This is a genomic window from Pedobacter psychrotolerans (genome assembly GCF_004340665.1).
In the GTDB taxonomy this organism is placed as follows: Bacteria; Bacteroidota; Bacteroidia; order Sphingobacteriales; family Sphingobacteriaceae; genus Pedobacter; species Pedobacter psychrotolerans.
Genome location: NZ_SLWO01000005.1, coordinates 25,736 through 39,832 on the forward strand (window position 1 = coordinate 25,736; position 14,097 = coordinate 39,832).

Below are 14,097 nucleotides of genomic sequence, written 5' to 3' on the forward strand. Positions count from 1 at the left end.
AGTGGGGGATTGAATGTTGACAATAATTTATACATTCAATCATTCTCTATTGCTATCCTTTTAATTTCAGTAACACTACGTTTTCTACGTGCTGCGTGTGCGGAAACATATCTACAGGTTTAATACGTACCACATCGTACTTCTCCTTTAACAACTCCAGATCTCTTGCTTGTGTAGCCGCATTACAGCTTACGTAAACAATTTTTGCCGATTCCATTTCAAGTAATCTTTGTACCACATCAGCATGCATGCCTGCTCTTGGTGGATCCGTAATCACCACATCCGGCTTACCATGACTAGCAATAAATTCGGAAGTTAAAATATCTTTCATGTCTCCGGCATAAAAAAGAGTATTATCAATCCCATTTAATGCTGAATTAAACTTAGCATCTTCAATTGCTGTTGGTACATATTCAACACCAATAACCTGTTTCACATTTTTAGCCACAAAATTGGCAATGGTTCCGGCACCAGTATATAGATCATAAACCAGTTCATCACCTTTAAATCCTGCAAAATCTCTGGTGATTTTATATAACTCAAAAGCCTGTTCAGAATTGGTTTGGTAAAAAGATTTAACACCTATTTTAAAGCGAATCCCGTCCATTTCTTCAAAAATATGGTCACGTCCGGCAAACACATGAACATCCTGATCAAATATGGTATCATTTTTCTTCTGGTTAACGATGTATAATAATGAAGTAACCTGCGGGAAGGCTATTTTCATAAAATTCATTAATCCATCGATCTGATCTTGCTCCGGATAAGCAAAAACAACAGCAACCATTACTTCGCCTGTTGATGATGTACGGATAATCAGATTACGCAATACACCTTCATGGTTGCGTAAATCATAGAATGATAACTGATGTTCCAAGGCATACTTCCGAACAGCATTCCTGATGGAATTAGAAGGTTCATCCTGAAGGTAACAATGTTCAATATCCAATATTTTATCAAAACGCAATGGAACATGAAAACCTAAGGCATTCATATCAAAATCTTCATCACGTTCAATATCAGTTCGGTCTAACCAACGTTTATTTGAAAATGTGAATTCTAATTTATTACGGTAATATCTGTTTTTAACCGACCCTAAAATAGGCTCTGCATTAGAAGTATCTATTTTACCAAGGCGCTGTAGAGCCGCTTCAACATTTTTCTGTTTGAATTTTAATTGGGAATCGTATCCCATATGTTGCCATTTACAACCGCCACAAGTTCCAAAATGAGGACAGAAGGGATCTGTACGTAATGCTGATTTTTCATGTAATTGTTCAATAATCGCTTCAGCAAAGTTTTTTTTCTTTTTAGTTAAACGAACATCAACAACATCGCCAGGAACAGCTTTGTCTACAAAAATGACCAATTCATCAGCTTTGCCAACACCTTTTCCCTCTTCAGCAATATCTATAATTTGTACGTTTGGAATGATGGTTACCGTACCAGGTTTTCTTCTACTCATTATCCGGCAAATATAAGGCTAAAAGCTGAAAGACTAAAGTAGAAAGAGGAAAGACTAAAGTGGAAAGCTGAAAGACTGAAGCTAAAAGTGGAAAGAGAAAAGATTAAAGCAAATATAAGAGCAGGAGAAAATTTTTGATACTAAAAATCACTTCTGATGAAAGACATCAGTTTTAGAAAATTCAGTTATAAAAAATTATTTTCCCAAAAATTTAAATGCAATGCCCCAAAAGCCATCTAACCAATTAAAATTCAGGTCAAACTTTTCATCAACTAATACAGAAAACTCTAATATTTCTTTGCTCATGATAAAAACCTTTCTATTTAAGCAATTATACAAAATTCATACCGAAAACCGAAACGGTACAAGTTAAGTTTATATTAATTTTACATGAGTAAAATAAGCTGTAGCCATAAGTAAATCATCCGGCAATGATATTCTTAGTATCTTTCATTTTTATTTATTAAGATGAAAACAAAAACACTCTTTCTTTTACTGTTTATAGGAATAACAACTTATGCACAAACTCCAGCTGATGAATACTTTAAATTAACACGCACTGGATTTAGGGAAGATAATGCTTATAAAACAACCGCTTTCGTTGAAAAATATTTTAGGGTTCCCGGTAATACTGGTTTTAATGCGAGTATTCATTATGTAGAAAATATTTTAAAAAATGCTGGCTTTGTTGAACAGAAGGTAAACGAACATGAGGCACCTTTAACTTATCGGATAGAGAAACGTACTTTAAAGAATAATACCTGGGAACCTGTTAATGCAAATATCGATCTGATAGGCGATCCAACCCCTTTAATTTCCTATCAAACCAACCGCAATATGATTCCTATCAATTGTGGCTCAACACCAGTTGATGGTGTAACTGCAGAAGTGCTTTATATCCCTAACATCAAGCCTGCAGATATGGAAAACCTGGATTTAAAAGGGAAGATCATTTTCTCAGAAAATCATCCATCAAGGTTATTGCAACTTGCTGCTAAGGCTGGAGCAATTGGTGTGTTGGGCTATTCGATGCCCAAATACACTCAGCCTGAAATTAACCAAACTTCAATTCAATTTAGTAGCATGAAGCCCAATAGCGAGATCTGGGCTTTGCTCCTATCCTATGCAGCCAAAGAAAAACTGAAGGCAGCTTGTCTAAAAGGTATCACGAAATTAAAAGTAAATATTCAGACTAAAATTTATCCTGCAGAAGAATTAACAATTGTAGCCAATGTAAACGGTAGTGTAAATCCAGGCGAGCGCTTTGTTTTTAGTGCACACGTGCAAGAGCCTGGTGCAAACGATAATGCCAGTGGTGTGGGTACACTGGCTGAAATGGCCAGATTAACGGCCGAATTATATCAAGCAAAAAAGATAGCGCCAGAACGTACACTCACTTTTTTATGGGGTGATGAAATTGTATCTACAAAAAGATACATTACAGAAGATACTGTTAGGGCAAAAGGTATTTTATGGGGAATGAGCCTGGATATGGTTGGTGAGAATACTCAAAAAACCGGAGGTTCGTTTTTGATTGAAAAAATGCCAGACCCATCTGCTATCTGGACTAGGGGAAATGATAAACACACCGAATGGGGCGCAGGAGATGTAAAGGAAAAGGATTTATTCCCACATTATTTTAATGATTTTGTTTTTGATATTTGTAAAGCTCAGGGCAAATTTGCTAACTGGACAGTTAACTATAATCCTTTCGAAGGTGGAAGTGATCACACACCATTTTTACAAAATAAAATCCCCGGACTATTGATGTGGCATTTTACTGATGTATTTTACCATACCGATCATGATAGAATTGACAAGGTTTCTCCAACAGAAATGAAGAATGTAGGCGTTAGTGCTTTAACTACAGCTTACAGTTTAATCTCGGCTGATGAAAATATGGCTAACGCAACAGTTGCTCAAATTAAGAATGATGGTTTAATTCGTCTAAAAACAGAATTTGAGCTGAGTAAGAATGCAATATCAGCAGGAAAGTCAGCGGCTGATGAAAAACATATTTTAGAAGTCTGGAGTAAATGGTACATTAATGCTTTAAGTACTATTCGCAAAATGCCGGTTAAAACAGTTAGTACAAAATTAAACGCTGTTATTAATTTAGCGAGCGTTGAGATAGAGAAACAAACCCGTATTTATTTAGCAGATTTAAAATAGCATCATGCCTAAAGCAATTGTTATCGGTGCAGGAATTGCAGGAATTGCCTCTGCTATTCGCCTGACTTTAAAGGGTTATCAAGTTGACGTTTTTGAAGCAAACTCTAAACCAGGCGGCAAATTAGGCGAGCTCAGGATGAAGGGCTTTAGATTTGATACCGGGCCAAGCCTGTTCACCATGCCCCAATATGTAGATGAACTTTTTACGCTTGCAGGTAAAAACCCAAAAGATTATTTCGATTATATTAAACTGAAAGAGGTTTGTCGTTATTTTTATGAAGATGGGTTAAGGTTGAATGCTAAGTCAGACATAGATTTGTTTGCACAGGAAATTGAGGCCAAAACCAATTCTACAGCAGCAGAGGTTAATCGATTTCTTAAAAAAAGCGAGACGATTTACGAGGTAACACACCAGGTATTTTTGGAGCGCACTTTGCATAAGCTGAAAAGCTATCTACATTGGGATACTTTAAAATCAGTTTTTAGGTTTTTACAGATTGATGCTTTCAGGGCACAAAGCAAGGCCAATAAAAAATTCTTCAAAGATGAACGGATAGCACAATTGTTTAATCGATACGCCACCTATAATGGTTCAGATCCTTATCAGGCACCTGCTACTTTAAATGTTATTCCCCATTTTGAATATCATTTCGGTGCTTTTCTACCGAAAAACGGAATGTATGGCATTGTAACTGCCTTGGTAAAATTAGCAGAAGAATTGGGTGTAAAATTTCATTACAACCAAAAAGTAGAGGAGATTCTTTACACTGAAGGTGCTCAACCTAAAATACTGGGCGCAAAAATTTATGATAAAACTTATAAAGCTGAAGTTGTAGTTTCTAACCTCGACATTTGGTTTACGTATAAAAATTTGCTTAAAAATATTGACCCACCAAAAAAATTACTCAATCAGGAGCGCAGTAGCTCTGCCTTGATTTTTTATTGGGGCATGGATGGAAACTATAGCGACCTTGGTTTGCATAATATCTTCTTTGCTAAAGATTACCAAGCGGAGTTTAATGCGATTTGGAAAGATAAAATCATTAGCGATGACCCTACAGTGTATATTAACATTAGTGCTAAACACTTAAGAAGTGAATCGCCGAACGACAGCGAGAATTGGTTTGTTATGATCAATGTTCCCTCAAATAACGGACAAAACTGGGACCTTTTAATTCAGGAAGCCAGAACTCAGATTATCAAAAAAATTAGTCGCATTCTGAATAGAAATATTGAGAAAGATATTATTTGTGAACAGATTCTAGATCCAAGAAGCATTGAAAGTAAAACGGGGTCATACCAGGGTTCTCTTTATGGAAACAGCTCAAATAGTCAGTTTGCGGCTTTTTTAAGGCACCCTAATTTTAGTTCAAAAATCAAAGGATTATACTTTTGTGGCGGAAGTGTACATCCAGGTGGCGGGATTCCATTAGCCTTACTTTCAGCTAAAATAATTGATGATAATATGCCAAGTTAAAGATTATCCATTATAGCTTTTTCAAGTATTTCCACATCCAAATCAAATGCATTAACAATAATTTTGGCCTGCCTGTAAAAAGGATTTCTTTCAGTCAGTTTCAACTGAATAAAATCCAGCAATTGTTCATCATCTAAATCCTTAATTAATGGCCTTTTATGCCTGTTTTGAAGTCGAGAGACCAGTTGTGCGGGCTCCATTTCAAGGTAAACAGTTGTTCCGTTAGCATTCATCCAATCCATATTGTCAAAAAAGCACGGCAGCCCGCCCCCTGTTGCCACTACACAGGTTTCGGGATATTGAAACGTTTTAAGCATCTCGCTTTCGTAATCTCTGAAACCACTCTCTCCAAATTCTGCAAAAAACTCAGCAATAGTTTTACCAGATTTTGTTACAATTTCATTATCCAGATCAATAACCGGACAGCCTAAACGGTGTGCCAGTTGTTTGGCCTTTGTACTTTTCCCGCAGCCCATGTATCCAATAAGAAAAATCTTCATTCGTGTTTTTTTCAATAGACCTATAGTAAATGGTCTCGTTTTAATATGATATAATCAGTAACTGGTGGTTCAAAACCTGCTTCCTTTAATAAGGTAACCACTTGTCCACGATGATAAGTAGAATGATTAAATAAATGAAATAAAATATCAGCTATTTGGTTTTCATACCGGATTCCTTTAGAATTTTGATAATAAATCACCTGATCCAGCATGTTATCATTCAATGCCTCATGAATCATTTTGAAGTTTTCTTCAGAGATTTTTTTAAAATCCTGCCGGGAATGAATCTCCCAAACGCCATAAAGCGGCTCAATGCCTAAAATCCGTTTCGCCCAGATATGCTGTGCATTAAGGACATGGCTGAACAATCGCTCAGCTTCAGGCAGTGCTGTTGTTGCTCTATTAAAAATCTCAATGATACACTGATCAGCAACTTTGGTATAATTGATGATTTCTTCTTCAGTCATATCTAGTTTAACTTTACTCTTGGGTCAACATAGGCATAAAGAATGTCTACCAGAATATTGATCACCACAAATACAAAAGCAATAAATAATATGGAACCCATCACTACAGGAAAATCTGACATTTCTAAAGCGGTAACAGTAGTTCTGCCCAAACCATTATACCCAAATACATACTCTACAAAAAATGAACCCGCCAGTAATGAGGCAAACCACCCTGAAATGGCTGTAATTACCGGATTCATTGCATTTTTTAAAGCATGTTTATAAATAATGGCATTTCTACTTAATCCTTTGGCTCTCGCTGTACGAATATAATCCTGCGCCAGAACATCCAGCATGGCACTTCTGGTTAACTGAACAATAATCGCCAATGGTCTTAAACCTAACGTTATCATCGGTAACCACAAATTTCTTAAAGTTAAAATTTCGCCCTTGAATGGATCATAAGCATATAAACTTCCGTTCATTTTTAAACCTGTATAGTCGCTGAGCATATAACCAAAAATCCAGGCGATGATAATTCCTGCAAAAAAAGATGGGGCAGAAATACCGAGGATAGCAAAGGCATTTGCAGACTTATCTATCCATGAATCTTTATAAACAGCAGATAATACACCGAGAAAAACACCAATTATAGTGGCAAATATCATGGCTGTTAGTGCCAATACAAAAGTGTTTGGAACTGTCTCTGATAATATTGCCGTAACATCTCTTTTCGTTTGATAGGAACTGCGCAGATAGGGCCACTTTAAAGCCAATACCTTTTTATCAAAACTAATCAGTTTTACAAAATGATACTTCTCTCTTGTGGCATTATCATTATCGAGCACACTTACGGGTGAAAGATCGTTAATATACAATAGAAATTGTACCGGCTTCGATTTATCTAATCCAAATTCTTTACGAACAGCTTCTAAAGATTGTACGTCAGCACGTTGCCCCATTGTCATTCTTGCCGGATCGCCAGGTAAAATATTAAAAAGCACAAAAACAACCAGAACTACGCCTGCCATGACTAGTAAACCATAAAGCAGTTTTTTTATGGCATATCCAATCATTGCTTATCGAAATATTTTCTACTTAATTGATCAAAGGTTGGTAAGTTATGATTGTGCCACTTATTAACAACCACGCCATTCTTTAACAGCAAAATACCTGGATTTGCCCTCACCATACTTTTCAACGGAACAGCATCAGCATAAAAAACTTCCGAAAACAGGTTATTTTTTTTCACAAAAGCTTCTGCATCCTGTGCTGCATTTGAAGTAAGTAAAACCGTACGTATGTTAAATTGCTGCGTCGCATTCATTGCAATGGCATTCAACTTCCCGATGGCATTTTCATTGGTATTTTTCAAATCATAAGCCACAAAAATCAAACTGTAGTAAGGATTTTCGATAATTTCTTTCGTGTAATCCGTACCAGAGGCATCACTGATCACGAGATCCTTGATTTTTGGTTCATAGCCTTTTTTAACTAAGCGTTTCACTGGCTCACCAATAATTTCCCAGTTATTATCTTTCCAGATTTCAGTTTTAAGGTAATCCTTATCACTCATATCCTTTTCCTCTTTTGTCTTCTTATTTTTGAGGTGATACATGATCTCAAATTCGTCGGGTTTTTCACCTGGAGGAATCACCATTAATGATGGAATGTGCGCCCCTACCTTGTAAGGCAGAAAATCAATTACCGGAAGCACATTATAGGTATACAGGCCGAAGCCTAAAGATAATAAGGTTATCGCAATAGCAATATTTCGCTGGCGGGATGTTTTTTTAAATAAAGGCGCAATTAAATCTTTATTGATGAAGATAATAATGATTAATAACAGTAAAATTAAGTCTTTACTGAACGACTGCCATGGTGTAAGCGGAATAGCATCGCCAAAACAACCACAGCTTGTTACCACTTTAAAAGCAGCAGAAATGAACGTTAGCAGTGTAAAGAATATGATTAACAATAATAAACCCCAGGCAACCTTTTTGCTCCAGAAACCGAGTAAAAGCAATGCGCCTAACACAATTTCCAGTGTACAAAGCAAGATGGCAATACCTGTAGCCGCCGGACTTAGGAAATTCATGTGAAAAACTTCAAAATATTCCTGAAGTTTATAACCAAATCCCAGTGGATCATTAGCCTTAATTAAGCCTGAGAAAATAAATAATGCGCCAACAAAAAAACGGGAAAAGTTTAACAATATATTTTTCATCAGTATTTATTTATTTTCAATGGAATTGGTTTAGTCTGAGAGATGATGGCTTTTATCATTAAATTATTTAACACCAAGTTTAATTAATGCAAATACTGAATAATTAAGCATGTCCTGGTAGTTTGCTTTCACCCCTTCTGAAGCTAAAGTTTGTCCCTCATTATCTTCAATTTGTTTTACTCTGAAAATTTTCATTAAAATCAAATCGGTTAATGAGCTTACCCTCATATCACGCCAAGCCTCGCCATAATCGTGGTTTTTAGCCAGCATTAAATCTCTTGTTTCCGTAATTTTTTCATCAAAGAAACTTTCAACCTTTTCAAATGGCATTTCCAGCGGATCTGTTTCACTTAATTCAAGCTGCATCATGGCGATTGCACAATAATTAATGATGCCTATATATTCAGGAATGATTCCTTCGCCAACCTTACTTACTTTTTTTTCTTCGAGGGTGCGGATGCGTTGAGCCTTAATAAAAATTTGATCGGTAATGGAACTTGGCCTAAGGATGCGCCAGGCGGTACCGTAATCTTTAGTTTTTTTCAAAAACAATGATCTGCAAACTGCAATTACTTCATCAAATTCTACAGCGGTATTTGTTTGTATCAAAGCCAGTATTTATTAAGTTTTAGTGTATTTTTGTTGCGAAAAACAAAAGCTAAAGATACATTTTTATAGCGAAACTCAAATCCCGAAAGGGTTTATCATGTCAGAAAAAAACTTTTTTGAACCCAAACAAAGCATCAATATAAAGGGAAAGTTAATGGATTTAAGCTCGCCAAAAGTAATGGCTATTTTAAATGTTACACCCGATTCTTTTTACAGCAATAGCCGTACAAAATCTGTTGATGATGCGTTGGTAAAAACCGAAGCCTTTTTAAAAGAAGGCGCAACCTTCATCGATATTGGTGGCTACTCATCCAGACCAGGCGCCATTGATATCTCAGAAACTGAAGAATCAGACCGACTGATTCCGGTGATAGAAAGTCTGGTGAAGGAATTTCCGAAGGTGGTTATCTCAGTTGATACCTTTAGGGCAAAAGTAGCCGAAGAAACCATCCTTGCAGGTGCACAGATCATAAATGATATATCAGCAGGAGATTTAGACAACCGTATGTTTGAAACAGTGGCCAGGCTTCAGGTGCCTTATATCATCATGCATATGCAAGGTACGCCGCAAAATATGCATCAAAATCCAACATACCAAAATGTAACCCTGGATGTGATTGATCACCTGGCTAAAAAGATTGCAGCATTAAAGGCACTTCATGTTCACGATGTTATTATGGATCCCGGATTTGGATTTGGTAAAACCATCGAACATAATTATGAATTGCTCCAAAACCTGGATGCCTTCAAAATATTTAAGCTTCCGGTACTGGTCGGTTTTTCCAGAAAAGGCATGATTTACAAGGCACTTCAATCAACAGCTGCCGAAGCCTTAAATGGAACCACTATTTTAAATACCTTTGCCTTACAAAAAGGTGCTGGTATCCTGCGTGTTCATGACGTAAGGGAGGCTATGGAATGTGTACAACTGATTTCAAGAATAAATGGCTCATTTGTTCATTAGTTCAATGCGTTATAAAGGTCAAAATAACTGTTATCAAATCAATTGAAAATTGTAAACTGAAAACGGTTTTGCTATCTTGCCATTAATGAAAGGATTTGATTTCGATTTTCTTAAAATATCTGTAACCGATGTGGTAGATATTGTGCTGGTGGCACTCTTAATCTATTATGTCTATACCCTGATTCGGAATACACTTGCTGTAAATCTTCTTGTGGGTATGTTTATCATCACGGTTTTTTACTGGGTGGTAAAAGGCTTGCATATGGAGTTACTGACCACTATCATTGAGAAATTTATGAGCGTGGGCATTATTGCTTTAATCGTCATCTTCCATCCCGAGATCAGACGTTTTTTGTTAATGATCGGAAAAAATGCATTCCTGCAGAAGAATAAGGCCTGGTGGGGCTATTTATTTGGAAGAAAGGAAATTGAAAGAAACAACCTGACTCGCATTAAGCCGATTATAGACGCTTGTAAAACAATGAAAAAAACAAGAACAGGTGCGCTTATTGTATTTGTTAAGTTTTACGACGAACAATTTTTCGCAAATAGTTGCGAGGTGGTAGATGCTAAAATCTCCAAGAGATTATTAGAAAGCATATTTCAAAAAAACAGTCCTTTGCATGATGGAGCAGTTGTAATCTCTGAAAATAAAATCAAAAGTGCGAGTTGCATTCTTCCTTTAACTGATAACGATCAGTTGCCTTCGCAATTTGGATTAAGACATCGGGCGGGTATTGGTGTTTCTGAAACTACAGATGCTGTTGCCGTAATCATCTCTGAAGAAACCGGAGAAATATCTTATGCCAAACAGGGCAGAGTGAGAATGAATGTTTCGTTTGGAGAGCTGGAGAAATTGCTCAATAAGGATTTTTAATTTGTTTTTAGTTGGTTAGAAATTTAGAAGACTAAAAAACTAACCAACCAAATCCAAAAACTAGCAGTATTGTTCGAAAGCACCAATCAGGTTATCAGCAATCATTTGAGCTGGTCTGCCTTCAATTTGATGACGTTCAATCATGTGCACCAATTTGCCATCTTTAAAAAGTGCCATAGCAGGTGATGATGGAGGGAATGGCATCATATAATTTCTGGCTTGGTCTACAGCTTCTTTTTCCATACCGGCAAAAACTGTTACCAATTTATCAGGGTGTTTTTCATGCGCTGCTGCTGCTCTTGCTGCCGGACGTGCATTTGCTGCCGCGCAACCGCATACAGAATTTACAACTACCAATACAGTTCCTTCACCTTTTATAGCCTGATCTACATCTGCTGCATTTTTTAATTCTTCAAAACCAACGTTGGTTAATTCCTTACGCATTGGTTCTACTAAATATTCTGGATACATTATCGTGAGTTTTTTATTTACAATTTGAATAGTACAAAAATAACAAAATCGGATGGCATGTGTCATCCGATTTATATTTTTAAGGTAAAATTAGTAAGCTGTTAATGAATTCCTTTGAAGAATTTATCGTAAGCAGCAGGATTTGCAATTGCACCTACAATAACTAAAATTACAATTGCGATAAACAATACGCTTAATATCGTGGCAATCATTCCGCAAATTTTACCTGCCTTTGCGTTTTTATAAGATGACTCAGTATAAAAAGTAGGATTTAGCTGATATTTTTTCATATCGCCAGCACCTAAAACCCAGGCAATAATGCCGAAAATCAAACCAAATATGCCGTAAAAACAGCAGGCTGGAATTGCAATTATACCTAGTATTAATGAAGCAGTAGCATTAGGAAGGTTTTGCTGCCCCATGCCCATTCCGCCGCCAAACTGCCCAAATGGTGGAGGTTGTTGAAATGGTGGAGGCGTCGCAAATCCAGTGTTTCCAGCATTGGGTTGTGGTATTTCGTTCTTACTCAGATTAATAGGTTGATTTTCCTGAGGTTTTTCCTGTTCTTCTGACATGGGATTAGATGATAAGTTGATGAGTGTATATTTTATAAATGTAATTGATAAAAATAATTATTGCAATACCTGCAAAAGCAATTTTGATTATCTGTGCCCCGCTTTTAAAATCTAGCTTAAGATGAAATAAGGTAAAAATTGTTAATAAAATAAGCGGTATTGCAGCTGGGTAAAGTTTGAAGGATTCAATTAAATTCCCTCTAAACAAGGAAATAACCGATCGCTGGAAGCCACATCCGGGACAGTCAAACCCGAAATGAGATTTAAATGGACAAGCAAAAAGATGTTGATTCAGCCAGTCTAAAAAACTATGTTGCGGTTGAGCCATCTACGTCTTCTATATATTCAATTTGTGCATCTTTCCAGGCTTTGTAATTTTCAAGATCTTTAACCACTTGCCTGTAAACTAAATTTAATATAAAAATATCATCAATAAAACCCAATACCGGAACAAAATCTGGCACCACATCTATCGGTGATAAAAAGTAAACCAAGCCGCCTAAAATGGCTACAATTGAACGCTTAGGAATTTCAGTATAATTTCCGTTAACATAATCTTTTGACACAGCGAACAGCAATACCATTTTTTCCCAAACACCATCCAGCTGTCCTTTATTGCTTACAGCTTTGCCTAATGCATCTTTTATTGTGGTATTGGCTTTGGATTTATCTTTCAGGATTACAGTTGCCCTGTTTTCAGATTTCCTGAAAAAATCCAATATTTTTTGTCTGTTCATCTTCATAACGGATGCTTCACAAATTAACGGCCAAAAGTATCATAATTGTCTTCCGCATATTTTGTAAAGCGATCCAATAACTTAACATTTTTGTTTTCAATAGGAGTTAAGTCATTATCTACATTATTTTTAACAGGCACATACCATTCCACAGGATCGAAAAAATTTCTTAATGTCTGCTTTTTGAAAGCATAACCATGACGAGCAAAAATTGTATTTTTTATGATTTGTAGGTCGAGCTTGCGCAGATTTTTCACATCTTCTTCTTTAAGTAGCATGTTAGATGCGTTTATTTTGAAAATCCCTTCAGATGCACTTCTATAAAAAGTATTGGCGCCCAGAGAATCTATTGTTCCATCTTCCAGCGTATCTAAGCTTTCTACCATTTTATGATCTGTCCAATCAATATAATCGGCTTCAGTTGGCAACATGAGGTTGGCATTATAAACAAAAGCTTTTTTTACTAACTTGAATTCTTTTTTCGGCCATTTAAGGGCTGTCTTATAGGCATTCCATTCCCCGATTAGCGCATCGCCTATAAGTGTAATTTCAAATTTTCCATCGTATTGATCTGTCCCGGGCTCATCTAAAATGAAAGTGATTTTCCCTCCGTTTTCAGAAATTTTACCCAACAGCGGTCTACTGTTTCCAGAAACTATACTTTGAGCAATTACAGTATCTTTGGTAATCTTTTTAATGTTGATATTCAGCTTTTTAACAGCAGCATACGTATCATCTTGATATTCATAATCTTCAGATGCTACAAAATTACCAACCCAAAAACCATAGAGTTCTTTGTGAATTTCCTTTTGAGTTATAGCTACTTTTTTCTGGCTATCCTTTCCTGTCTTTTTAGTTTCTTTACAGGCCATCATTGAGACGGCGATAAGTAAGAGCATTAGGATTCTTTTCATTTGATTATATTATCTTTTTTCTGATTAGCCATTCGGCGATTAATAAATTAGGGATCCAGCCTAACCATGCAATTACCTGATAAACATCCATGGGCGCCGGGTGGAATAAATATACTAAAATAACTTTCCAAAGCCTCAACGTGATGGCCGAAGTTGCTAAAGCAAAACTGCGGTACATCATCTTTTTATGGGCTTTAATTTTTCTATTGATAATCAACTGCACGGCTTTTATGGTAAACCAAAACCACAACGATCCTAAAATGATAAATGAGGTTTTGGCCATTAAGCCACCATTGGCAAAATAACCTATAAAAATCCCAGAGGGTGCGGCAAATAATAATACAATGCCAACGTATAAATAGCCTAGTACACGATGTACGCTGGGATACTGATTTATAATTTTAGGATTAAACTGAGTAAAACCAGCCAGTAGAACGAAAATGGCACTGTAAACGTGAATATAAAAAATGGGTAAATAAGCTTTAATACCTGATACTTCCGTTTGTTTAATTTGAAGAAATGCGACTTCGCTTCCTAAGGGTAGATAGCGCAATGTAATTTGCAACATCAGGATAAAGAAATAGGCAAAGAATAATAGCCAGGCAATATTAGAATAAGCGATTTGTCTTTTCAACTTATTTTTGATTTAGTTATCATTGT

General features: G+C 36.3%; 17 protein-coding genes. 4 read left to right on the forward strand and 13 right to left on the reverse strand.

Features of this window, described 5'->3' with window-relative positions:
• Positions 1 to 52: 52 nt before the first annotated feature.
• A complete protein-coding gene (gene rlmD, locus EV200_RS13215) occupies positions 53 to 1,465 on the reverse strand; it encodes a 23S rRNA (uracil(1939)-C(5))-methyltransferase RlmD (protein WP_132533382.1) in 1,413 nt (470 codons plus the stop codon).
• A 195-nt stretch (positions 1,466 to 1,660) separates the two neighbouring features.
• The gene (locus EV200_RS13225; RefSeq protein WP_029286479.1) at positions 1,661 to 1,771 is read right to left on the reverse strand and encodes a hypothetical protein; all 111 of its coding nucleotides are present in this window, start codon (positions 1,769 to 1,771) and stop codon (positions 1,661 to 1,663) included.
• Between the two features lie 162 nt (positions 1,772 to 1,933).
• Between EV200_RS13225 and EV200_RS13230 the strand changes: the two genes are divergently transcribed.
• Positions 1,934 to 3,637: a M28 family peptidase gene (locus EV200_RS13230; RefSeq protein ID WP_132533384.1), complete on the forward strand. Its 1,704-nt coding sequence runs from the start codon at positions 1,934 to 1,936 to the stop codon at positions 3,635 to 3,637.
• A 4-nt stretch (positions 3,638 to 3,641) separates the two neighbouring features.
• A complete protein-coding gene (crtD, locus tag EV200_RS13235; protein ID WP_132533386.1) occupies positions 3,642 to 5,114 on the forward strand; it encodes a 1-hydroxycarotenoid 3,4-desaturase CrtD in 1,473 nt (490 codons plus the stop codon).
• Here the strand turns inward: crtD and EV200_RS13240 are convergent.
• The 5 genes from EV200_RS13240 to EV200_RS13260 all read right to left on the reverse strand — a co-directional run bounded on the left by EV200_RS13240 (position 5,111) and on the right by EV200_RS13260 (position 8,896).
• Positions 5,111 to 5,614 (reverse strand): shikimate kinase, encoded by a 504-nt coding sequence (locus tag EV200_RS13240; protein WP_132533388.1) that lies wholly within the window; start codon positions 5,612 to 5,614, stop codon positions 5,111 to 5,113. The genes crtD and EV200_RS13240 overlap by 4 nt on opposite strands.
• 20 nt (positions 5,615 to 5,634) lie before the next feature.
• Positions 5,635 to 6,081, reverse strand: a complete 447-nt coding sequence (locus tag EV200_RS13245) for a DinB family protein (protein ID WP_132533390.1) — start codon at positions 6,079 to 6,081, stop codon at positions 5,635 to 5,637.
• A 2-nt stretch (positions 6,082 to 6,083) separates the two neighbouring features.
• The gene (locus tag EV200_RS13250) at positions 6,084 to 7,139 is read right to left on the reverse strand and encodes an ABC transporter permease (RefSeq protein WP_132533392.1); all 1,056 of its coding nucleotides are present in this window, start codon (positions 7,137 to 7,139) and stop codon (positions 6,084 to 6,086) included.
• On the reverse strand, positions 7,136 to 8,290 hold the full coding sequence (locus EV200_RS13255; protein ID WP_132533394.1) for a BT_3928 family protein: 1,155 nt from the start codon (positions 8,288 to 8,290) through the stop codon (positions 7,136 to 7,138). Before EV200_RS13255 ends, EV200_RS13250 begins: the two co-directional genes overlap by 4 nt.
• Positions 8,291 to 8,353: 63 nt before the next feature.
• On the reverse strand, positions 8,354 to 8,896 hold the full coding sequence (locus EV200_RS13260; protein ID WP_132534102.1) for a DUF1599 domain-containing protein: 543 nt from the start codon (positions 8,894 to 8,896) through the stop codon (positions 8,354 to 8,356).
• Positions 8,897 to 8,996: 100 nt separating this feature from the next.
• On the opposite strand from EV200_RS13260, the gene folP reads away from it, so the two are divergent.
• Complete coding sequence (gene folP, locus EV200_RS13265) at positions 8,997 to 9,863, forward strand: dihydropteroate synthase (protein WP_132533396.1); 867 nt, start codon at positions 8,997 to 8,999, stop codon at positions 9,861 to 9,863.
• An 85-nt stretch (positions 9,864 to 9,948) separates the two neighbouring features.
• Positions 9,949 to 10,740, forward strand: a complete 792-nt coding sequence (gene cdaA, locus EV200_RS13270; protein WP_132533398.1) for a diadenylate cyclase CdaA — start codon at positions 9,949 to 9,951, stop codon at positions 10,738 to 10,740.
• Between the two features lie 60 nt (positions 10,741 to 10,800).
• Here the strand turns inward: cdaA and EV200_RS13275 are convergent, their stop codons facing one another.
• The 6 genes from EV200_RS13275 to EV200_RS13300 all read right to left on the reverse strand — a co-directional run bounded on the left by EV200_RS13275 (position 10,801) and on the right by EV200_RS13300 (position 14,071).
• Positions 10,801 to 11,211 (reverse strand): BrxA/BrxB family bacilliredoxin, encoded by a 411-nt coding sequence (locus tag EV200_RS13275; RefSeq protein ID WP_132533400.1) that lies wholly within the window; start codon positions 11,209 to 11,211, stop codon positions 10,801 to 10,803.
• A gap of 101 nt (positions 11,212 to 11,312) precedes the next feature.
• Entirely contained in the window at positions 11,313 to 11,786 is a 474-nt protein-coding gene (locus EV200_RS13280) for a CCC motif membrane protein (RefSeq protein ID WP_208864549.1), read from the reverse strand.
• Between the two features lie 4 nt (positions 11,787 to 11,790).
• Positions 11,791 to 12,114, reverse strand: a complete 324-nt coding sequence (locus EV200_RS13285; protein WP_132533402.1) for a DUF2752 domain-containing protein — start codon at positions 12,112 to 12,114, stop codon at positions 11,791 to 11,793.
• Positions 12,095 to 12,523 carry a YkvA family protein gene (locus EV200_RS13290; protein WP_229676828.1) on the reverse strand — a complete coding sequence of 143 codons (429 nt, stop codon included), beginning with the start codon at positions 12,521 to 12,523 and terminating at the stop codon, positions 12,095 to 12,097. The genes EV200_RS13285 and EV200_RS13290 overlap by 20 nt, the downstream gene beginning before the upstream one ends.
• A 23-nt stretch (positions 12,524 to 12,546) precedes the next feature.
• Positions 12,547 to 13,437, reverse strand: a complete 891-nt coding sequence (locus EV200_RS13295; RefSeq protein ID WP_132533406.1) for a YARHG domain-containing protein — start codon at positions 13,435 to 13,437, stop codon at positions 12,547 to 12,549.
• A gap of 4 nt (positions 13,438 to 13,441) precedes the next feature.
• The gene (locus EV200_RS13300) at positions 13,442 to 14,071 is read right to left on the reverse strand and encodes a DUF2306 domain-containing protein (protein WP_229676829.1); all 630 of its coding nucleotides are present in this window, start codon (positions 14,069 to 14,071) and stop codon (positions 13,442 to 13,444) included.
• Positions 14,072 to 14,097: the final 26 nt, after the last annotated feature.